The sequence below is a fragment of the Leptothrix cholodnii SP-6 genome (genome assembly GCF_000019785.1).
Taxonomy (GTDB): Bacteria; Pseudomonadota; Gammaproteobacteria; order Burkholderiales; family Burkholderiaceae_C; genus Sphaerotilus; species Sphaerotilus cholodnii.
The window spans coordinates 3,625,294-3,646,423 of the sequence record NC_010524.1; the positions used below are offsets into that span (position 1 = coordinate 3,625,294).

At 68.5% G+C, this 21,130-nt stretch carries 20 protein-coding genes, 1 tRNA gene and 1 riboswitch; of the genes, 11 read left to right on the plus strand and 10 right to left on the minus strand.

Annotation, left to right across the window (positions count from 1 at the left end; all coding sequences use genetic code 11):
- Positions 1–125: 125 nt before the first annotated feature.
- Together LCHO_RS16295 and LCHO_RS16300 are read left to right on the plus strand one after the other, a co-directional pair.
- On the plus strand, positions 126–2,513 hold the full coding sequence (locus LCHO_RS16295) for an ATP-binding protein (protein WP_012348272.1): 2,388 nt from the start codon (positions 126–128) through the stop codon (positions 2,511–2,513).
- 44 nt (positions 2,514–2,557) lie between these two features.
- A complete protein-coding gene (locus tag LCHO_RS16300; protein ID WP_012348273.1) occupies positions 2,558–3,631 on the plus strand; it encodes a homocysteine S-methyltransferase family protein in 1,074 nt (357 codons plus the stop codon).
- Positions 3,632–3,647: 16 nt separating this feature from the next.
- Here LCHO_RS16300 and LCHO_RS22325 read toward each other — a convergent pair whose 3' ends face one another.
- On the minus strand, positions 3,648–4,226 hold the full coding sequence (locus tag LCHO_RS22325; protein WP_050757390.1) for an OmpA family protein: 579 nt from the start codon (positions 4,224–4,226) through the stop codon (positions 3,648–3,650).
- Positions 4,227–4,298: 72 nt separating this feature from the next.
- Positions 4,299–4,389, plus strand: a riboswitch (S-adenosyl-L-homocysteine riboswitch).
- Between the two features lie 65 nt (positions 4,390–4,454).
- Here LCHO_RS22325 and metH point away from each other — a divergent pair.
- Positions 4,455–7,229 carry a methionine synthase gene (metH, locus tag LCHO_RS16310; protein WP_012348275.1) on the plus strand — a complete coding sequence of 925 codons (2,775 nt, stop codon included), beginning with the start codon at positions 4,455–4,457 and terminating at the stop codon, positions 7,227–7,229.
- A gap of 21 nt (positions 7,230–7,250) precedes the next feature.
- On the opposite strand, the gene LCHO_RS16315 is transcribed toward metH, so the two are convergent.
- From LCHO_RS16315 to rplU, 7 genes are all read right to left on the minus strand, one after another.
- A complete protein-coding gene (locus tag LCHO_RS16315; protein WP_012348276.1) occupies positions 7,251–10,196 on the minus strand; it encodes a YjbH domain-containing protein in 2,946 nt (981 codons plus the stop codon).
- A gap of 41 nt (positions 10,197–10,237) precedes the next feature.
- On the minus strand, positions 10,238–10,936 hold the full coding sequence (locus LCHO_RS16320; protein WP_012348277.1) for a YjbF family lipoprotein: 699 nt from the start codon (positions 10,934–10,936) through the stop codon (positions 10,238–10,240).
- Between the two features lie 62 nt (positions 10,937–10,998).
- Positions 10,999–11,256 (minus strand): hypothetical protein, encoded by a 258-nt coding sequence (locus LCHO_RS16325; RefSeq protein ID WP_012348278.1) that lies wholly within the window; start codon positions 11,254–11,256, stop codon positions 10,999–11,001.
- Between the two features lie 187 nt (positions 11,257–11,443).
- On the minus strand, positions 11,444–12,562 hold the full coding sequence (gene proB, locus LCHO_RS16330; protein ID WP_012348279.1) for a glutamate 5-kinase: 1,119 nt from the start codon (positions 12,560–12,562) through the stop codon (positions 11,444–11,446).
- 53 nt (positions 12,563–12,615) lie between these two features.
- The gene (gene cgtA, locus LCHO_RS16335; RefSeq protein ID WP_012348280.1) at positions 12,616–13,725 is read right to left on the minus strand and encodes an Obg family GTPase CgtA; all 1,110 of its coding nucleotides are present in this window, start codon (positions 13,723–13,725) and stop codon (positions 12,616–12,618) included.
- A gap of 89 nt (positions 13,726–13,814) precedes the next feature.
- On the minus strand, positions 13,815–14,072 hold the full coding sequence (rpmA, locus tag LCHO_RS16340) for a 50S ribosomal protein L27 (RefSeq protein ID WP_012348281.1): 258 nt from the start codon (positions 14,070–14,072) through the stop codon (positions 13,815–13,817).
- Between the two features lie 30 nt (positions 14,073–14,102).
- Positions 14,103–14,414 (minus strand): 50S ribosomal protein L21, encoded by a 312-nt coding sequence (gene rplU / locus LCHO_RS16345; RefSeq protein ID WP_012348282.1) that lies wholly within the window; start codon positions 14,412–14,414, stop codon positions 14,103–14,105.
- Between the two features lie 328 nt (positions 14,415–14,742).
- Here rplU and ispB point away from each other — a divergent pair, with 328 nt between their 5' ends.
- The 5 genes from ispB to LCHO_RS23750 all read left to right on the plus strand — a co-directional run bounded on the left by ispB (position 14,743) and on the right by LCHO_RS23750 (position 16,741).
- Positions 14,743–15,684, plus strand: coding sequence for an octaprenyl diphosphate synthase (gene ispB, locus LCHO_RS16350; RefSeq protein WP_012348283.1), 942 nt, complete (start codon positions 14,743–14,745; stop codon positions 15,682–15,684).
- Positions 15,685–15,699: 15 nt separating this feature from the next.
- Positions 15,700–15,776: transfer RNA gene (locus LCHO_RS16355), tRNA-Pro, on the plus strand.
- Positions 15,777–15,898: 122 nt separating this feature from the next.
- On the plus strand, positions 15,899–16,177 hold the full coding sequence (locus LCHO_RS16360) for an acylphosphatase (protein ID WP_012348284.1): 279 nt from the start codon (positions 15,899–15,901) through the stop codon (positions 16,175–16,177).
- The gene (locus LCHO_RS22890) at positions 16,162–16,422 is read left to right on the plus strand and encodes an ATP-binding protein (RefSeq protein ID WP_012348285.1); all 261 of its coding nucleotides are present in this window, start codon (positions 16,162–16,164) and stop codon (positions 16,420–16,422) included. The genes LCHO_RS16360 and LCHO_RS22890 overlap by 16 nt, the downstream gene beginning before the upstream one ends.
- A gap of 154 nt (positions 16,423–16,576) precedes the next feature.
- Entirely contained in the window at positions 16,577–16,741 is a 165-nt protein-coding gene (locus LCHO_RS23750) for a hypothetical protein (protein WP_012348286.1), read from the plus strand.
- Positions 16,742–16,801: 60 nt separating this feature from the next.
- On the opposite strand, the gene LCHO_RS16365 is transcribed toward LCHO_RS23750, so the two are convergent.
- Together LCHO_RS16365 and iolG are read right to left on the minus strand one after the other, a co-directional pair.
- Complete coding sequence (locus tag LCHO_RS16365) at positions 16,802–17,830, minus strand: Gfo/Idh/MocA family oxidoreductase (protein WP_012348287.1); 1,029 nt, start codon at positions 17,828–17,830, stop codon at positions 16,802–16,804.
- The gene (iolG, locus tag LCHO_RS16370) at positions 17,830–18,825 is read right to left on the minus strand and encodes an inositol 2-dehydrogenase (protein ID WP_012348288.1); all 996 of its coding nucleotides are present in this window, start codon (positions 18,823–18,825) and stop codon (positions 17,830–17,832) included. The genes LCHO_RS16365 and iolG overlap by 1 nt, the downstream gene beginning before the upstream one ends.
- Before the next feature lie 30 nt (positions 18,826–18,855).
- Here iolG and LCHO_RS23470 point away from each other — a divergent pair, with 30 nt between their 5' ends.
- The 3 genes from LCHO_RS23470 (at position 18,856) to LCHO_RS16380 (ending at position 21,121) form a co-directional block, all read left to right on the plus strand.
- A complete protein-coding gene (locus LCHO_RS23470) occupies positions 18,856–19,041 on the plus strand; it encodes a hypothetical protein (RefSeq protein WP_150105502.1) in 186 nt (61 codons plus the stop codon).
- Between the two features lie 91 nt (positions 19,042–19,132).
- The gene (locus LCHO_RS16375) at positions 19,133–19,963 is read left to right on the plus strand and encodes a TIM barrel protein (protein WP_012348289.1); all 831 of its coding nucleotides are present in this window, start codon (positions 19,133–19,135) and stop codon (positions 19,961–19,963) included.
- Positions 19,964–19,987: 24 nt separating this feature from the next.
- Positions 19,988–21,121, plus strand: a complete 1,134-nt coding sequence (locus LCHO_RS16380; protein ID WP_012348290.1) for a LacI family DNA-binding transcriptional regulator — start codon at positions 19,988–19,990, stop codon at positions 21,119–21,121.
- Positions 21,122–21,130 lie beyond the last annotated feature (9 nt).

The window sequence follows — 21,130 nt, forward strand, 5'->3', positions numbered from 1 at the left end:
GCGCGGGCTCGTGACCGTGCAAGCCACCCGGCTTGCACAAACGCGGCGGTTGGCGCGAAGATGGTGCAGACCTCGCGCGCCGCCGATCCCTTCAGGCCCCGCAGGTCAGCCGCGGAGACCGCCTGATGCGCAGATTGGGGCCCAGATCAACAGCCGGCCAGACCGCCGACACCACGCCGGATGCGACCGCCGCGCGCCGCGTCGCCAGGCTCGCGGCCACCCGCGGCACGCGGCCGGTGGTGTCACCCGCCCTGCACGCCGCGCCGGTGCTCGACCTGCTGTGCTCGCACTTCGTGCTGACCCTGACGCTGCGCCACGCGCCGCGTTTCACCGGCCGGCGCGACTGGAACAGCCTGCTCGCGCTGACCGCCCGCCACCTGGTCTGGCCCACCACCGTGCTGGCGCGGCTGCGCGAGTTTCTCGCCCGCCGCGTCAAGGGCCACGACGGCTGGGCCCGCCACGAACAGCTCGATGACGCCGCCTTCCTGGCCAAGCACGGCTGGTGGCACGGGCCGTATGACGAGTCGACGCTGTTCTTCTACCTCGACGACTACGTCAAGGACGCGCCCAAGGACCTGATGTCGCTGCTCGGCTGCACCGCCGAGTGGCTGGGGCGCGAGCTGCGCGCCGCCTCGACGCTGGTGCAGAAGAACGTCGACGTGCTTGGCGCGCTGCTGCAACTCAACCCGGCCGAACGCGCGCTGCTGCTCTACGGCACGCTGGCGCGTTACCAGCGCGACCTGCGCGGGCTGCTGGTCGAGTTCAAGGTCTCGAGCGCGCAGGAGGCCTACGCCACGCTGGCCGAGGTGGCCGGGGTCGACGAACGCGAGGTCGCCGAGGCGCTGCGCGCGGGCAGCCGGCTCGAACGCGTGGGCATGATCGAGAACCTGATCTCCGAGCACAACATCACCGACCTCGCCGACCTGATGAAGGTGTCCGACCAGCTGCCGCCGGTGCTGATGCGCGAATACCGCGACCCGCAGGACCTGATGGCGGTGTTCACCCGGCCGTCGGTCAAGAGCGAGCTGGGCGCGGCCGATTTCGGCTACGTCGCCGAAGAGCTGCAGGTGCTGACCACGCTGCTCGGCCAGGCGGTGCAGCGCCGCGAGGCGGGTGTCAACGTGCTGCTCTACGGCCCGCCCGGCACCGGCAAGACCGAGTTGGCGCGGGTGGCGGCGCAGGCCGCGGGGCTCGATCTCTACGAGGTCGAATACGCCGACCGCGACGGCAACTCGCTGTCCGGGCGCGACCGCTACCGCTCGCTGCAGATCAGCCAGGTGTTCCTGAAGGCGAGCCCGCAGGTGGCGCTGCTGTTCGACGAGGTCGAGGACGTGTTCCCGCCGATCTCGTCGGACGCCGCCCAGCTGATCGCGCGGCTGGAGGCAGGCGAGAGCGGCGCCGGCCATTCGGTCAACGGCAAGGCCTGGGTGAACCAGATCCTGGAGACCAACCCGGTGCCGGTGATCTGGCTGACCAACCGCATCGAGCAGATCGACCCGGCGTTCCGGCGCCGTTTCCAGTACCACCTGGAGCTGAAATCGCCGCCGCCCGGCGCGCGCGAGGCGCTGGTGACGCGGGCACTCAGCGGCGCGGCCGTCAGCCCGGCGTTCTGCCAGCGGCTGGCCGAACGCCCGGCGCTGACACCGGCGCAGATCCGCACCGCCGTGCGGTTTGCGAGGCTGGTGGGTGCGCCCGAAGGCGATGACGTCGAGGCGCTGATCGAGCGCCAGATCGCCCACGCCGACCTCGCGCTGGGCAACCGGCCCGGCGCCAGCCGTGCGCAGCGGCCGGTGGTGACGCGCTACGACCTCGGCCTGCTCAACATCGAGAGCCGCTATCCGGTCGAGCGCATCGTCGAATCGCTGCGCCTGCGCGGCCACGGCGCGCTGTGTTTCTACGGCCCGCCGGGCACCGGCAAGACCGCGCTGGCCGAGCACATCGCCGAGCAGCTGAAGCGGCCGCTGATGATCCGCCAGGCCAGCGACCTGATGAGCAAATACGTCGGCGAGACCGAGCAGGCGATGGCGCGCATGTTCGACGCCGCCGAACACGAACAGGCGGTGCTGCTGCTCGACGAGGCCGACAGCTTCTTGCGCAGCCGCCAGCGCGCCGAGCGCAACTACGAGGTCACCGAGGTGAACCAGATGCTGCAGGGCATGGAGCGTTTCGGCGGCATCTTCATCTGCACCACCAACCTGTTCACCGAGCTCGACGAGGCGGCGCTGCGGCGCTTCACCTTCAAGATCGCCTTCCAGCCGCTGACCGCCGAGCAGCGTGTGCGCATGTATGTGGCCGAGGCGCTGGGCGGCGATGCCGGCGCGCTGAACGCCGAGCGCAGCACGCGGCTGGCACATCTCGACCAGCTCGCCTGCGGCGACTTCGCGGCGGTGCAGCGCCAGGCCGAGATCCTGGGCGCGGCGCTCGATGCGGACGAGTTCCTGTCGCAGCTCGAAGCCGAACACCGCGTCAAGCCGCAGGTGCGCGAGCGGCGCGGCATCGGCTTCCTGCGCTGACCCCGCGGCGGCGTGACGCGGGCCCGCTCCCTACAATTCGCGCCATGAACACGCCGTCGCCTCAATCCAATCCGTCGCCCGCCTACACCCGCGGCGCCCAGTTGCCCGCCTTGCTGCAGCAACGCATCCTGGTGCTCGACGGCGCGATGGGCACGATGGTGCAGCGCTACAAGCTCGACGAGGCGGCGTTCCGCGGCGAGCGCTTCGCTGATCACCCGAGCGACCTCAAGGGCAACAACGACCTGCTGGTGCTGACGCGCCCGGACGTGATCGCCGAGATCCACGACCAGTACCTGGCCGCCGGCGCCGACATCATCGAGACCAACACCTTCGGCGCCACCTTCGTGGCGCAGGACGACTACCAGCTCGGCGAACTGGCCTACGAGATGAACCTCGTGGCCGCACGGCTGGCGCGGCAATGCTGCGATCGCTACAGCACGCCCGACAAGCCGCGCTTCGTGGCCGGCGCGCTGGGCCCGACGCCGCGCACCGCCAGCATCAGCCCCGACGTCAACGACGCCGGTGCGCGCAACACCGACTTCGACCAGCTGCACGCCGCCTACAAGGAACAGGCGCGCGGGCTGATGGACGGCGGCTGCGACCTGTTCCTGGTCGAGACCATCTTCGACACGCTCAACGCCAAGGCGGCGATCTTCGCGCTCGACGAGCTGATGGAAGAAACCGGCGAGCGCCTGCCGGTGATCATCTCGGGCACCGTGACCGACGCGTCGGGCCGCATCCTGTCGGGCCAGACGGTCGGCGCGTTCTGGCACAGCGTGCGGCATGCCAAGCCGATCGCGATCGGCCTGAACTGCGCGCTCGGCGCCACGCTGATGCGCCCCTACATCGAGGAGCTGGCCAAGATCGCCGGCGAGACCTTCGTGTCGTGTTACCCGAACGCCGGCCTGCCCAACCCGATGAGCGACACCGGTTTCGACGAGACGCCGGAGGTGACCGGCGCGCTGATCGAGGAGTTCGCGAAAGCCGGCTTCCTCAACATCGCCGGCGGCTGCTGCGGCACCACGCCCGCGCACATCGCCGAGATTGCGCAACGCGTGGGCCGCTACCAGCCGCGCTGCCGGCACACGGCGCCGTTCAGCGATCTGCTGGCGGCCTGACGGCGCGGCGGACCCGTCAAGGGCGCACGGGTCGGTCGATCACGGTGATTTCGGTGGCCGAGCCCGCATTGCCGCGCGGCGGCTCGAAACGCGGCGCGGCGACACCGCGCACGACCAGGTAGTCGCGCACCGCCGAGGCGCGGTCCTGGCCCTGGAAGCTGCCGCTGCGTGGATCGAAGGGCGCGCTGACCTGGACCAGCCAGCGCGGGTTGCCTTTCAGAGCGGCCACCAGACGGTCCAGCACCGCCGCCAAGGCGGGCTTGACGGCCGCGCTGCCGAGCTCGAAACCATGCGGCTGCGGCACGCCAATCAGCAAGGCCGGCGACTCGCTGGAGGCCGCCGTGGCGCTGATCTGCACCGGCGTGCCCTTGAGCTCGCGGCGCAACTCGGCGTCGAGCTCGGCGAGGCTGAGCGCGCGCGGCTCGAACAGGGCCGGGGGCGCCGGACCGGTCGCGGCGCAGCCCGCCAAGGCGACCAGGCCCACCGCAGAGAGGGTGGCCGTGGCAGCGAGCCAGGCGCGACGCCGGCGGCTGTCGAGGTGCGAGCGGACGGCGGCCGGGCCGGACGAGGAGGTGGCAGCGGTTGGGCGTTTCACGCGGGCATTCTGGCTGCGCCGCGTGTGCCGGACAAGCCGAACCCGGATCGACCCGCCCTTACAATGCGGCCCTTCCCCGAGGAGCGTTGCGACGGCGTGCGATCACGCTGCCAGGCTCGGGGCCACGCCACACATGTGGCGCTGCCAACGACGCTCACCCCCGCCCGCACAGGGCGCCACGGGTGGGCCGTGGCGCCGACTGCCGGGCCGCAGCCAGTAGTCCGCGCCATGACCAGCAGCCTCCAGACCGATCCCGCCGCCACCGTGCAAGCCGCACCGCCGCCGATGCGGCTTTCGGGCCTGGAGCCCGTGGAGATCGGCGAAGGCACGCTGTTCGTCAACATCGGCGAGCGCACCAACGTGACGGGCTCGAAGGCCTTCGCCCGCATGATCCTCAACGGCCAGTTCGAGCAGGCGCTGGCGGTGGCGCGCCAGCAGGTCGAGAACGGCGCGCAGGTGATCGACATCAACATGGACGAGGCCATGCTCGACAGCCGCGCGGCGATGGTCCGGTTCCTGAACCTGATCGCCGGCGAGCCCGAGATCGCGCGCGTGCCGATCATGATCGACTCGTCGAAGTGGGAGGTGATCGAGGCCGGCCTGAAGTGCATCCAGGGCAAGGGCATCGTCAACTCGATCTCGATGAAAGAGGGCGAGGCCGAGTTCAAGCGCCAGGCCAGGCTGGTCAAGCGCTACGGCGCGGCCGCGGTGGTGATGGCCTTCGACGAAAAAGGCCAGGCCGACACCTACGCCCGCAAGATCGAGATCTGCGAACGCGCCTACCGCGTGCTGGTCGACGAGGTGGGCTTTCCGCCCGAGGACATCATCTTCGACCCCAACATCTTCGCCATCGCCACCGGCATCGAGGAGCACGACAACTACGCGGTCGATTTCATCGAGGCGACGCGCTGGATCAAGCAGAACCTGCCCGGCGCCAAGGTGTCGGGCGGCGTGAGCAACGTGAGCTTCAGCTTCCGCGGCAACGAGCCGGTGCGCGAGGCGATCCACACCGTCTTCCTGTACCACGCGATCCAGGCCGGCATGGACATGGGCATCGTCAACGCCGGCATGGTGGGCGTGTACGACGACCTCGAAGCCACGCTGCGCGAGCGCGTCGAGGACGTGGTGCTGAACCGTCGTCCGGACGCCGGCGAACGCCTGGTCGAGATCGCCGAAACCGCCAAGGGCGCGGCCCGCGACGAGAGCAGCAAGCTCGCCTGGCGCGGCACGGCCGAGGCGCCGGTGAGCGTCGACGACCGCCTGAGCCACGCGCTGGTGCATGGCATCACCGACTTCATCAACGTCGACACCGAAGAGGCCTGGCAGGCGATTTCGGCCCGTGGTGGCAGGCCCTTGCACGTGATCGAAGGCCCGCTGATGGCGGGCATGAACATCGTCGGCGACCGCTTCGGCGCGGGCAAGATGTTCCTGCCGCAGGTCGTCAAGTCGGCCCGCGTGATGAAGCAGGCCGTGGCCCATCTGCTGCCCTACATCGAGGCCGAGAAGAAGGCCCTGCAGGACGCCGGCGGCGACGTCAAGGCCAAGGGCAAGATCGTCATCGCCACCGTCAAGGGCGACGTGCACGACATCGGCAAGAACATCGTCACCGTCGTGCTCCAGTGCAACAACTTCGAGGTCGTCAACATGGGCGTGATGGTGCCGTGCCAGGACATCCTGGCGCGCGCCAAGCTCGAAGGCGCCGACATCATCGGCCTGTCGGGCCTGATCACGCCGAGCCTGGAGGAGATGCAGCACGTGGCCGCCGAGATGCAGCGCGACGCGTTCTTCCGCGACAGGAAGATGCCGCTGCTGATCGGCGGCGCGACCTGCAGCCGCGTTCACACCGCCGTCAAGATCTCGCCGCATTACGAAGGCCCTGTCGTCTACGTGCCCGATGCCTCGCGCAGCGTGGGCGTGTGCTCCGATCTGCTGAGCGACGAGCGCGCGGCGCGCTTCATCGACGAACTCAAGATCGACTACGACCGCGTGCGCGAGCAGCACGCCAACAAGAAGGCCACGCCGATGGTGACGCTTGCCGCAGCGCGCGCCAACAAGACGCCGGTCGACTGGAGCACCTACACGCCGCCCAAGCCCAAGTTCATCGGCCGGCGCGTGTTCCGCAACCAGGACCTGAGCGAGTTGGCGCAATGCATCGACTGGGCGCCGTTCTTCCAGACCTGGGACCTGGCGGGCAAGTTCCCCGACATCCTGAAGGACGAGGTGGTGGGCACCGAGGCCGTGCGCGTGTTCAGCGACGGCAAACGCATGCTGCAGCGCGCGATCGAAGGCCGCTGGCTGCAGGCCAACGGCGTGATCAGCCTGCTGCCGGCCAACACGGTGGACGACGACGTGATCGAGGTCTACGCCGACGAGTCACGCGAGCAGGTGCTGCTGCGCTGGCAGCCGCTGCGCATGCAGACAGCGAGGCCGGTGATCGACGGAGTGAGCCGCCCCAATCGCAGCCTAGCCGATTTCATCGCGCCGAAAGGCCTCAAGCCCGACTACATCGGCCTGTTCGCGGTGACGGCGGGCCTGGGCGTCGAGAAGAAGGAGCAGCAGTTCATCGACGACCTCGACGACTACAGCGCCATCATGCTCAAGGCCCTGGCCGATCGCCTGGCCGAAGCGTTTGCCGAACACCTGCACCAGCGCGTGCGCACCGAGCTCTGGGGCTATGCGGCCGACGAGTCGCTGAGCAACGAGCAGCTGATCGCCGAGGCCTACCGCGGCATCCGGCCGGCGCCGGGTTATCCGGCCTGCCCGGATCACCGGGTCAAGCGCGGCATGTTCGAGGTGCTGGATGCCCAGGACATCGGCATGGCGCTGACCGAGAGCCTGGCGATGACGCCGGCCGCCAGCGTGAGCGGCTTCTACCTGGCGCACCCGGACAGCGTCTACTTCAACGTCGGCAAGATCGGCGAGGACCAGTTGCAGGACTACGCGCGGCGGCAGGCACTCGACGAGGCCGAGGCCCGGCGCGCGCTGGCGCCGGTGCTGGGCTGAATCGCAACGGCGGCCGGCGCGTCAGCGACTCGCCTGGCCCGTCGGGCGCTGGTCGTCGACCGGCAGCAGGTGATTGGGCAAGGGCGCGACGCGCTGCTCCAGCGTGCGCGGATCGAGCAGCCGGGTCTCGCGATGGAGCTCGACCGGACGACCCAGCATCGCGCCGCCGTCACGTGTCAGCGGTCGCCACAGGAAATGGCCGGTGGCGTTGCTGGAGCGCGGCAGGAAGGTGTCGAAGGGAATCGACAGGGAAATGCCCTTGTCGAACGAACCTTCGCCGAACTGGGCGGCCGAGACATTGGTCTTGGTGGCGAACACCGCCATCGTCGTGCCGTTGTCGAAGGTCTTCTGCAGCGTCAGCGTGGCGCCGCGGTCGCCGGCGAGGTACTGGCCGACGTTGAGCCGGGTCGAGATACCCTGCCAGCCGGTGTCCCAGTACAGCGTGGCGTGGCCGGTCGAGACGGTGTAGTCGCGCCAGCGCAGGTCCTGGTGGAAGTCGCGCTGCCGCACCCGGTTGGCGTCGATGCCGAAGGCCCAGCGTGAGCCGTTGCGGCGGTACAGCCACTCGCCGCCGACTCCGCCGAACATCGACTCGAAGTAGCCGCCGTAGACGGCGTAGTACTGGTTGCCGGTCAGCACCCGCGCCTGCGACAGGGCCAGGCGCTCCAGCGTGACGCGCGAGGTCACCAGGTAGGAGCGCATGTCGGTGCGCACACGTGGCAACTGGCTGCTGCCATCGAAGGTGAAGCCGCCGTAGTTGTCGATCAGCCGCAGCCGCGCCTCCCCGTCGACCCGCCAGTCCGCCGGCAGGCTCAACCGGCCCCTCAGCGAGGCGCTGACGTCAAAGAGCACGAAGCCGTTCGGGCCACCGATGGTCTGGTGAAGGTCGATCGACGGACGCAGCGACAGCGGCTTCTGATCGCGCTGCGCCTCGGCCAGCGGCGCCGGTGCCGCGGGCAGCACCGCGTCGGCATCGAGGCGGCGCAACTGCACCGCATCGACGACGGTGTTGCTGCGTGGCGCCTCGGTCTGGCCTGCCATCCAGGGTTGTCGGTCGACCTCGGCCAGCAGCGCCGGCCGGCCCAGCACGTCGAACCGGACCTGCAGGCGCTCGACCTCGGCCGGTGCATCGCGGTGCAGCACCTGCAGCGACTTGTCGAGGCGATCGCGCAGATAGGGCGAATCGACGTCGGCGAATTCGGCGACCACGGTCGACGATGCCCGAGTGACGCCACGTGGCGCCCAGCCGGTCTGGAGCGACAGCTCGTCCAGCGTGGTCGCCAGTGCGGGCGCCTGGACCGGTCGCAGCGGGCTGACCCCGATCGGTCGCGGGTCGAGCAGCTTGGGCGTGTTCAAGTCGGCCATCGGCACGTGGAAAGCCAGGCCGAAGGCCAGCCGGTTGCCGCGCTGCAGCCCCAGGCTCAGGTCGACGGTCGGATTGAGCTGGTAGACCAGCCCGAGGTTGAGCGGCGACTTCTGCGGCTGTCGATTGGCCTGCGGTTCGGACTGGTAGTCGTTGCCATCGAGTTCGAGCTTGACCAGCAGGGGCCACGACGACGGCCTGAACTGCACGCCCCCGAACACCCCGACCGGGCCGCGGAAGAAGCGCGACCAGCCGATGGTGCCGCCCTGGCCGGTCAGCGTGCTGGCACCGGGTCGGTCATCGAAGCGCGCACTGACGGCCGACAGCGGATTGCGCAGGTCGCGCCGCTGGCCCAGATAGCCCCAGCCCAGGCCGAGGCTGAAGTCAAGCCCGCCCCAGCGCTTGTTGGCCACCAGGTATTCGGAGCCGAACAGCCCGGTGCCCCCCATGTCGAGGATGCCGACCGACAGTTCGGGCGACCAGGCCCCCTCGCGCAGCAGGCGCAGCTTGGCGTCGATGCTCTTGTCCTTGTAGGACTGCTGGCCGGAGAAATTGACCGCGCCGTAGAGGCGGTTGGCAACGGCGGTGTAGCGGAAACCGATCTCGAGGTCTTCGAGCGGCTGCAGAAAGACATTGGTGCGGGTGTAGGGCCAGGTGCGCTGCAGGCTCAATGACAGCGCGCCCTCGGGCTGCATGCGCGCCGTCGGCGTCTGCAGCAGGCCGGTGAAGCCCCAGTCGCTCAGCGTCGGCGGATTGCGCACCGCCAGGTCCTGGGCCTGGCGACGCGCGGCGAGCTGCTCGTCGCTCGCCTCGACCTGGCGCCAGACCGTGTCCGAGGCATCGGCAGCAGGATCGGCCTGCGGCCCCGCCCAGGCCAGCCAGGACGCCACGTCGGCGGCCAGTGCCGCATCGATCCCGGCCGGCGGAATCCAGACCAGCGCGCCCGGGGCCAGTTGCAGCGGCGGCTCGGTGTTCCAGGCCGCGACCCCGTGGCGCTGCACCCGACCGTCGGGCTGGATCACCCACACCCGGTCGGGCCGTGCCGACTGCGCGTCCAGGCAGGCATCGACCAGCTCGTGCACGCGGGCCGCTGCGCGCTGCGCGAGCACGCAGCGACGGCCGTCGTCGGCCAGGACCTGCACCGTGCCCGGCCGGCCGGCCCAGCGCAGGCGGTCACCCGGCTGCAGCACCGGATCGCGCGCCGGATTGGCCTCCAGCCAGCGCGCGTCGAGCGCGGCCGTCAGCACCCGCCCGGTCGCCTCGCCGGCCTCGACCTGGGCGATCAGGCGATCGATGCCAGGCGTTGCCAGCCCGCTGCGGCGGCGTTCGCGCGCGACATCGGCCAGCCGCACCAGCAGGCGTTCACGCGCCTGCGCCTGCGCCGCTCTTTCGCTCTCGACCAGCCACATCAGGCCCAGGACATCGGCCCCGGCCAGTTCGTCGCGATGCTGGTTCAGCCAGGCACTGAGACGCTGGGGCGTCTGGATGGTCTGCTGCTGGACAGGCGTGGCACCGACAGCCAGGGTCGTGCCACCCCAGACCAGCAGGCCACCGACACAGCAAGCACGCAGCTTGCGCAGCACAGGCGAAGGTTGCAGGATCATCGAATCGGTCTCAGGTCGGGGATGGCTCAAGGCAGCAGGGTTCAGGACGGCGCCCGGTCCAGCGTTTTCAGGTCGAGGCACCAGTCGGGCGCCAGGCACTGGCGGCTCCAGCGCACCCGCCAGCGCTCGCCTTCGCGGGCCAGCGCAAACCACTGGCGGTGCTGCCAGATGCGCCCGTCGGCCAGCGGGCTGCGCACGTCTTCCTGCACCCAGACCAGGCCTTCGCCGAGCCCGCTCACGGCCGGGATCGCGGCAGATGTCGGATCGACACGCCGCGACTCGATCTCATCGACCAGTCCGTAGCGGTAGCCCGGCATTTCGTCGCGACGGCGCTGCCACTGCAGCGGCCGGGGGCTGGCCAGCAGCGCGTCCCAGTCGGGTTGGGCGGGCGCCTGGCTGGAACGCCATTCGATCGCCATGCCCAGCGCCTGTTCGAGCCGGCCATCGCGCAGCACCAGCAGTTCCCGGTCACCGCTGTACCAGTGCTCCTGGATCGGCGCGACCCGGCCTGGCGCCGTCAGCGCCAGCAGGCTGCGATAGCCCAGCACCAGGCGCAATGAACTCGCGCCTCGGTCGAGTTGCAGGTACTCGAAACGGGCGTCGGGCCGGGCCTGCGACTGGGTGGCAGAAGGCGCCGAGTCGAAGGTGCGATTGACGATCTGCCACGAGGCACTGGGCACGACCTCGCAGCCGGCCAGCAGCACGGCAACCAGCACGGAGCAGGCGAGACGCGGCGTCATGTGTGGATCCAGACAAAAAAAATGCCCCTCGCGGGGCAGGCTTGATCAGGAAGGGTTCCGGATCAGCGGGTGGCGGTCGCAGTCGCGGTCGCGGCCGTCGAACCGCCGCCGCTGTCGGCGACAGCAGCCACCACCAGCACGCCAGCACCGACGGCAGCGATCGTGCCGACCGTGACGCCACCGACGACGGTGCTCAGGCCGGTGGTGCCAGTCGTCACCGTGGTGGTGGTGGTGGTAGCGCCACCTTGCGCCTGGGCGAAGGCCGAGGCCGACGCCAGCATCGAGGCGCAGATCAGAACAGAACTCAGAACCTTGGACATGTGATTTCCCATCTCTCGTGAATGAACCGGCACGCAGCGGCTGCTCAGCAGACACCGCAACAGCCACCGCCAAATCCTAACAGCGGCTCGCGGCGATCACGAGCGCAAACCGTGCCACAAGCGCGCATCTGACGTCATTGCTGACACTTTGACACAAGGTCGACGTGATCGATGTCACGACCGCGAGTCACACCAGGACCAGATTGTCGCGGTGGATGAGTTCGGCCTCGTTGGCATAACCGAGCAGGCCCTCGATCTGCGACGAAGGCTTGCGCGCGATCAGGCGCGCCTCGTTGGCTGCGTAATTGGCCAGGCCGCGGGCGATCTCGATGCCCTTTTGCGAGCGCACCGCGATCACGTCGCCGCGCACGAAGTCGCCCTGCACCTCGACCACGCCGATCGGCAGCAGGCTCTTGCCTTCGTCGCGCAGCTTGAGCAGCGCGCCGTCGTCGACCCGCACCGAGCCCTTGAGCTGCAGGTGGTCGGCCATCCACTGCTTGCGCGCCGCCACCTTGGGCGTGCTGGCGATCAGCAGGGTGCCGATGGCCTCGCCGTCGACCAGACGCAGCAGCGCATCCTTCTCGCGGCCCCAGGCGATCACGGTGGAGGCACCACTGCCGGCAGCCCGCTTCGCAGCGAGGATCTTGGTAATCATGCCGCCCTTGCCGATGCTCGAACCGGCGCCGCCAGCCATCTGCTCGAGTTCGGGCGTGCCGGCCTCGGCCTCGTGGATGAACTGCGCATTCGGGTCCTTGCGCGGGTCGGCCGAATACAGCCCACGCTGATCGGTGAGGATGACCAGGGCGTCGGCATCGACCAGGTTGGCCACCAGCGCGCCCAGCGTGTCGTTGTCGCCGACCTTGATCTCGTCGGTCACGACGGTGTCGTTCTCGTTGATGACCGGCACCACGCCCAGACCGAGCAGCGTCAGCAGCGTCGAGCGGGCGTTGAGATAGCGCTCACGGTCAGCCAGGTCGGCGTGGGTCAGCAGCACCTGGGCGCTGCCCAGGCCTTGTTCGCGCAGGCTGGTTTCGTAGACCTGCGCCAGGCCCATCTGGCCGACAGCGGCGGCGGCTTGCAACTCGTGCAACTCTTTCGGCCGGGTCGACCAGCCCAGGCGTTTCATGCCTTCGGCGATGGCACCGGACGACACCATCACGACCTCGCGGCCCTGGCGCACCAGCGCGGCGAGTTGCACACACCAGGCGTTGATCGCCTCGGCGTCGAGGCCGCGGCCCTCGTTGGTCACCAGGCTCGAACCGACCTTGACGACGATGCGGCGGGCGTTTTTCAGAACATCACTCATGGCGCGATTGTCGCGTGAGCCGGGTGCCGTGCAGGCACCCGCGCCGCAGGGTTTCAGCGAAAACGTGGGTCGTCGCGATCCGGCGCAGGGGCCGCCTCGCTCAGGTCCTCGTTGGTGGTGAAGCGCGGATCGGGCACTTCCTCGGGCTGCTCCTGCAGCGATGCCACATGGCTGTAGATCGCGTGGATCAGGCCCTGGCAGCCTTCACGGGTCAGGGCCGAGATCTCGAAGACAGGGCCCTTCCAGCGCATCCGCTTGACGAAGTCCTTGACCAGCGCGGCACGCTGCTCGACCGGCACCATGTCGAGCTTGTTGAGCACCAGCCAGCGCGGCTTTTCATACAGCGCCGGGTCGTACTTCTTGAGCTCCTTGACGATCGCCTTGGCCTGCGCAACCGGGTCGACGTTGTCGTCGAACGGTGCCATGTCGATCATGTGCAGCAGCACGCGGGTGCGCTGCAGGTGGCGCAGGAAGCGATGACCGAGACCGGCCCCTTCGGAGGCACCCTCGATCAGGCCGGGGATGTCGGCCACCACGAAGCTCTGGCTCGGGCCCACGCGCACCACGCCCAGGTTGGGATGCAGCGTGGTGAACGGGTAGTCGGCGATCTTCGGGCGGGCGTTGGAGATGGCGGCGATCAGCGTCGACTTGCCGGCGTTGGGCATGCCCAGCAGGCCGACATCGGCCAGCACGCGCAATTCGAGCTTCAGGTTCTTGACCTCGCCGGGCCAGCCGGGCGTCTTCTGACGCGGCGCGCGGTTGGTGCTGGTCTTGTAGTGCAGGTTGCCGAAACCACCGTCGCCGCCCTTGGCGAGCAGGATCTTTTCATCGTGCACCAGCAACTCGGCGATCTTCTCGCCGGTTTCGGTGTCGGTGATGATGGTGCCGACCGGCACGCGCAGCACGATGTCCTCGCCGGCCGCGCCGAACTGGTCGGAACCGCGGCCGGCCTCGCCGTTGCGGGCCGTGTAGCGCCGGATGTAGCGGAAGTCGATCAGCGTGTTCAGATTGCGATCACCGACCACGAAGATGTTGCCGCCATGCCCGCCGTTGCCGCCGTCGGGGCCGCCGAAGGGGATGAACTTCTCGCGCCGGAAGCTGGCGCAGCCTGCACCACCGTTGCCGGCCGTCACATCGATGGTGACTTCGTCGACGAATTTCATGGATACCCCTTCAGAACAATAGATCGCCGATCGGCGCGCCAAAGCAAAAAGCCCCGGCGCGCCGGGGCTTCACACGCGATGGATCGCGCTCAGACCGGCGTGACGAACACCGTCTTGCGGTTCGACGCGCCCTTGACGTCGAACGAGATGGTGCCATCGACCAACGCGAACAGCGTGTGATCGCGACCCATGCCGACGTTGGTGCCGGCGTGGAACCGGGTGCCACGTTGGCGCACGATGATCGAGCCTGCGCTCACCATCTGGCCGCCGTAAGCCTTCACACCGAGCATTTTCGGTTGGGAGTCACGGCCGTTCCGTGTGGAACCGCCGCCTTTTTTCTGTGCCATGTTTCAGCTCCTGAATCGAAGACGGCGGGCTCAGCCCAGCACCGCGCTGATTTGCAGCTCGGTGAAGTTCTGGCGGTGACCTTGCCGCTTTTGGTAGTGCTTGCGACGGCGCATCTTGAAGATGCGGACCTTGTCGTGCCTGCCTTGCGCCAACACAGTGGCCGTTACAGTTGCGCCTTCAACCAAGGGCGTGCCGATTTTCAGATCCGCGCCGCTTCCGAGCGCGAGAACCTGGTCGATCACGATCTCTTGGCCAACTTCCGCAGCAATCTGTTCTACTTTAATTTTTTCGCCAGCAGCAACCTTGTATTGCTTGCCACCGGTTTTTATGACCGCGTACATATCAGCCTTTCATACTCAAAGAACATCCCCGCGCAAAGCAAGCCGCCCTTGGCCGCTTCACGCGAAGCCCAAGAGTCTAGCACAGTTGACCGACGCGTCTTTTATCCGACCGGCGAGCGGCGCCATGGTGCCTCCGCGCAACGGGCTTGATCACCGCAAGAAGCTCGCAGGAAACCGGCCGTGACGCAGTTCCTATAATTGCCGCATTCGACACTGGTTCTGTGCCAGCGTCACGGAACGCCACGACATGCGGCGACTTGCCAACACACACCGCCCACTCGTGAGCCTAGCCTCCCCAGAATCGAACACGTCCACTCCTGCAGCCTTGATGGCCGCGGAGATGGCACAAGTCGACGCCGTGATTCACCGTCGCCTCGCCTCCGAGGTCGCGCTGATCAACCAGATCTCGCACTACATCGTCAGTGCCGGCGGCAAACGCATCCGGCCGTTGCTGGTGCTGCTGTTCGCCCGAGCACTCGATTTCGACGGACCCGAGCGCTTCGAGATGGCCGCGACGGTCGAGTTCATCCACACCGCCACGCTGCTTCACGACGACGTCGTCGACGAATCCGACCTGCGCCGCGGCCGCAAGACCGCCAACGCGATCTTCGGCAACGCCGCCAGCGTGCTGGTGGGCGATTTCCTGTATTCGCGTGCCTTCCAGATGATGGTGTCTGTGAACCGTCTGCGGGTGCTCGACGTGCTGGCAGATGCCACCAACGTGATCGCCGAGGGCGAGGTGCTGCAGCTGCTCAACATGCACGACCCCGACATCAGCATCGAGGCCTACCTGCGCGTGATCCGCTACAAGACGGCCAAGCTTTTCGAAGCCAGCGCCCGCACCGGCGCCGTGCTGGCCGGCGTCAGCGCACCGCTCGAAGACAGCTGCGCGTCATACGGCCGCTGCCTCGGGACCGCCTTCCAGTTGATCGACGATCTGCTCGACTACGAAGGCGCCACCGCCCAATTGGGCAAGAACGTGGGCGACGACTTGCGCGAGGGCAAGCCGACCATGCCCCTGCTGCTGGCGATGCAGCACGGCAGCAGCACACAGCGCGATCTGATCCGCCATGCAATCGAGCACGGCGAGGTCGAGCGCCTGCCTGAAATCATCGAGATCGTGCGCAGCACAGGCGCACTGGAAGCCACTCGCCAGGCCGCCAGGGATGAAGCCAACAAGGCTCGTGCACATCTTTCTTCTCTACCCTCTTCCCAGTTCAAGGAAGCACTGTTATACTTATGTGCTCAGTCTGTTGAAAGAAGTTCTTAAAAATCAACAGCAAATCGGGGTGTAGCTTAGCCTGGTAGAGCGCTACGTTCGGGACGTAGAGGCCGGAGGTTCGAATCCTCTCACCCCGACCAGAAATTATCCTTGCAGCCCAAGGATGCACAAAGCCCCACTCGCTGGGGCTTTGTCGTTTCCGAGCCGGGTATCTTGTCCACTTCCATTACGCTGATGCGCATGCACAACAAGATGGAATCTCATGGCTGAGACTGTCCTGCGACTCGAGATCCGCGGCGTGGTGCAGGGTGTCGGCTACCGGTGGTCGATGGTCGAGGAGGCCCGAAGGCTGGGCGTATGCGGCTGGGTGCGCAATCGTCGCGACGGATCGGTCGAGGCGATGGTGGCAGGCCCGGCGGAAGCGGTCGATCGGATCGTCGAATGGGCACGTCACGGCCCGACCTCAGCGGTGGTTTCGGGACTCGATGTCATGGCCGGCGAGGGCCGTTTCAGCTCGTTCGATCCATGGCCGACGCAATAGTCGAACGTCAGGCAACCGGGCGACTGCCGGACATCGACACTCGTCGCTGCACGGGCTGCGGTTGGTGCGTCGCCGCGTGCGACGCGCTGCACCTGCTGAGCCTCGAGACCGTCGGCGGGAAGAAGTCGTCGGTGCTGCACGAACCGGACCGGTGCACGGGCTGCAGCGCTTGCGCCGTGAAATGCCCGTTCCATGTCATCACCATGAAAAAACCGACCGCAACGGGACGATTGCCGCAGGACTGATCGCCATGCCCTTGAACCGCTCGTCCGCGGGGCTTGGCGATGAGCGACACCCCGACGCGGGGACTGTTGCGGCAGCAAGGCCCCGATCGCCTACCATCCGAACATGCCCACTTTGAACAAATGCCACCGGTGCAGTGCCACCAGCTACCGTCGAATGATCGACCGCAATGCGGCGGGCGCGATGGGGCCGACAGGTCAATACCGATGCACGGGTTGCGGGTTCACCTTCACGAATCTGGACGCCTGGCGCCGCGGCGGCATGGACGAACTGCCGCAGGCGCCCCCGCCGGTCGTGCAGGCTCGCCCGCCGCTCACCTGACGGGATGCAGGCGATAGGGGCCATCCTGATCGCCCCGATCGCGCAGCGCTCGAGCCCATCTCACACCACCTCGGGCATGCCGCTGTGCAGCGAACGCGTGATGGCCAGGCCGATTCGGGTGGCTTCGGCCGCATCGGTCAGGGTCAGCGTCAACGGCGCGTCGCCGCGGCAAGCCGCCACGAAAGCCGCCATCTCGGCGCCGAAGGCCGCCTGGAAGCGCTCATGAAAGTCCGCCAGCACGGCGTGGCGCACACCGTGGGCGTCGCTGCGCACGATGCGGTCGCGCGCGGCGTGTTCGCCCACCAGCAGCTTGCCGGCGGTGCCGATCACCTCGGTGCTGGTTTCATGGCCATGCGCCATCGTGCGTGAGGCATAGAACACCGCCCGCGCACCGCCCTCGAATTCAACGATCGCCAGGCCGTTGTCGACGTCGCCGCAGTCGGCCAGGCCCGGATGCAGCGCGATCGTGCCGGTGGCAAAGGCGCGCAGCGCCTTCGGCCGGCCGAGCAGCCAGCGCGCCAGGTCGATGTCGTGCACGCTGCAATCCATGAAGATGCCGCCCGAGCTGGGCGCGAAGCGGACGAAGAAGCCGTCCGGATCGTTGCGGTCGCAGGTCTGCGAGCGCACCAGGAACGGCCGGCCGATCTCGCCGCCGGCCACGCTGGCCTGCGCGCTGACATAGCTCGGATCGAAACGCCGCACGAAGCCCACCATCGCCACCTGATCGAGACGCTCGGCGGCCACCGCCAGCACGCGCTCGCAGTCGGCCATGTTCAGCGCCAGCGGCTTCTCGATGAAGACGTGCTTGCCTGCGCGCAACGCGGCGATCGCCTGGTCGGCGTGCAACGAAGTCGGCGTGACCAGCACCACAGCGTCCATGTCGGGATCGGCGATGAAGACGTCGAAGTCGGCGTAGAGGCGCTCGACGCCCAGCGAGTCGCGCGCGAAATCGCGTTCGGCCTCGACCGGGCTGCAGGCAGCGACCAGTTCGACATGGCGGGTGCCGAAGGCCAGCGCCTCGGCGTGGCGCTTGCCCAGTCGGCCCAGGCCGGCGATGCCGACACGCAGACGAGCGGTGGCGGCGCTCATCAGAGCTTCACCGGTTGGCCGCTGATGCAGCTTTCGGCTGCGGCGTCGGCCAGGATCTGCGCCTTCACGCCGTCGGCCACCGTGGTGCGGAAGGCCGCCCCGGTCTGCAGGCAGTCGAAGAAGTGCGCCAGCTCGGCCTTGTAGGCGGCGGCGTAGCGCTGCAGGAAGAAGGCTTCCGGCTTGTTGGCGGTGATGCCGTTGGCGTTCCACTCGACCACTTCGCTGGGCGCCTGGTTGCCACACTGCAGCATGCCCAGCGAGCCCAGCACCTCGAAGCGCTGGTCGTAGCCGTAGGCGGCGCGGCGGCTGGTGTTGATCTGGCAGAGGCGACCCTTTTTGGTGCGGATCGTCACGGCGGTGCTGTCGACGTCACCCAGGTCGGCGATCGCCGGGTCGGTCAGGACCGAGCCGGTGGCGGAGAGCCACTCGGCCTCGTCGCCGTCGGCGCACAGGATCCAGCGGAACACGTCCAGGTCGTGGATCAGCATGTCGCGGAAGATGCCGCCCGAGGCCTTGATGTATTCGGCCGGTGGCGCACCCGGATCGCGGCTGGTGATGATCAGCATCTCGGGGTTGCCGATGGCACCGGCGTCCATGCGGGTGCGGGCGTCGTTGAAGGTCGGGTCGAAACGGCGCTGGAAGCCGATCATGCAGGCCACGCCCGCGGCCTTGACGGCCTCGCCGCAGGCGATGGCGCGCGGCACCGACAGGTCGACCGGCTTCTCGCAGAAGATGTGCTTGCCGGCAGCGGCAGCACGGGTGATCAGGTCGGAGTGAGTCGACGTCGGCGAGGTGATCGCGACGACATCGATCGACTTGTCGGCCAGCACGGCCTCGATGGTCGAGACCTCGGCGCCGAGCTGCTTGGACAGCTGCGCGGCGCTCTCGCCCACGGGATCGCAGATGAACTTGAGCTTGACGCCCGGCAGCGCGGCCAGGTTGGTGGCGTGGATGCGGCCGATGCGGCCAGCGCCAAAGACGGCGACGTTTTTCATGGGGTGTCTCCTGCAGAACGGAACAAGGGGATGGACAAGCGCCAAGGCGGTCCGGCCCGCATCTGTGCGGTGCTGCCGCGCACTATAGCCAAGCACTTTCGAGAATGGAATTTTTTTTCCATGCTCGTTTTCCATGGAACCAATGTTTTCATGAACGCAGCTCCCGGCTCCTTGAAGACCCCACTGGCGCCGGCCTCGCGGCATGATCAAATTTGATCAACGTTGCTGCTGACGCCACCCGGTGACCTGCCTAGAGTTGCGGTCCACGGCACCCTGCCCGACCGCTGCACCCACCGAGGAGACACCCATGACCCCGATCCGTTTTGCGCTCAACCGCATGTCCGCCCCCCGCATGGCCTTCGACGCCTATTGCGCCATGACCCGCCGCCTGGGCGTGTCGGCGATCGAGATCCGCAACGACCTCGCCGGCGTCGAGATCACCGACGGCACGCCCGCCGCCCACATCGGCGAGATCGCCCGCGCCCACGGCCTGGTGATCCGCTCGATCAACGCGCTGCAGCGCTTCGAGCAGTTCGACGCCGAGTGCGAGGCCGAGGCCATCGCGCTGGCCCGCTACGCCCGCGACTGCGGCGCCGAGGCGCTGGTGCTCTGCCCCACCAACAGCCGCGCTGACAAGCGCACGCCCGAAGAGCGCCACGCCGCGCTGGTGCACGCGCTGACATCGCTCAAGCCGATCCTCAACGAGTACGGCATCGTCGGCCTGGTCGAGCCGCTGGGCTTCGAGGAATGCGCGGTGCGCCGCAAGTCGCAGGCGGTGCGCGCGTTTGAAGAAATCAAGGCCGACGCGACCTTCCGCCTCGTGCACGACACCTTCCACCACCACCTCGCCGGCGAGGGCCTGTTCTTCCCCGAGTGGACCGGCCTGATCCACATCTCCGGCGTCGAGGATTCGGCCGTCACCGTGCCCGACATGCGCGACGGCCACCGCGTGCTGGTCGGCGGTGCCGACCGCCTCGGCAACCCGGCGCAGATCCGCCGCCTGCTGGATGCGGGTTACGCCGGCTGCGTGTCGTTCGAGCCCTTCGCCGAATCGGTCGCCGCCTCGGCCACGATCGAAGCCGAACTCGCCGCCAGCATGGCCTGGCTGCGCGATGCGGTCGAAGCCGCACACGCCTGAGCGTGGCGTGAGCCGGGCACGCGCATGACCCGGCGCAAGAAGAGCGCGCGCTTCGTCGAGATCGCCGCGGCGGCCGGGGTCAGCACCGCCACCGTCAACCGCGTGCTCAACGAGAGCGGCAGCGTCTCCGCGCCCACGCGCGCCAAGGTGGTGGCCGCCGCCAAGCGGCTGGGCGTGCCGCGCGTGCTGCCCGATCCGCGCCACGGGCTGACACGTTTCGACGTGATCCTGGCGCAGAGCCCGACGCCCTACTTCCGCCGCCTCGAGCTGGCGCTGCAGCGCACCGCGCAGATGCTCGACGCGCGCATCGTGATCCACCGCCACCGCGTCGACGCGCAGGACGAGGCCCAGGTGCTCGCCGCCATCGGCAAGAGCAGCCAGCCCGGCCACCGCCGCGACGGCCTGATGGTGGCGCTGCGCGACAGCCCGGCGGTGCGCCAGGCGCTGCGCGAGCAGATCGCCAGCGGCCTGCCGGTGGTGACGCTGATGAGCCCGATCGCCGAGGTGCCTCAACTGCATTACGCCGGCATCGACAACCTGAGCGCCGGGCGCACCGCCGGGCACTTCATCGGCCGACTGGCTGGCGCCAGCCAGGGCGCGCCCGACGGCGTCCATCCCGCCGGCCAGGTGCTGCTGCTCACCCACAGCCTGAGCTACCGCGCCCATGCCGAGCGCATGCTGGGCTGCCAGCAGGTGCTGGCGCAGCGCCATCCGCAGCTGGCGGTGAGCGCGCCGGTCGAATGCCTGGACGACGCCGACCGCTGCCACCTGGCCGTGCAGCGCGCCCTGCTCACCGCGCGCGGCAACGGCCGGCCGCTGGTGGCGATCTATCACAGCGGCGCCGGCACCGGCGGTGTCGCCAGCGCCTTGCAGCAGGCCGGCGCGGGCTTGCCGCACATCGCCTGGATCGGCCACGAACTCAGCGACGACCACCGCCGCTGGCTGCAGCAGGGCCTGCTCGACCTCGTGATCGACCAGGACCCGGACGGCCAGATCGTCGCCGGCCTGCAGCACCTGCTGCACGCCTGCGGCTACGTCGAACAGGCCGCGCCGACCGAGCCCAACGAGTTCCGCCTGTTCTGCGCCGAAAACCTGCGCCGCCCGACGCCTTATCTCGACGCCCCGCTGGCCGCGCCGCTCGATAAGATCGTGCGCTGAGACGCCGCC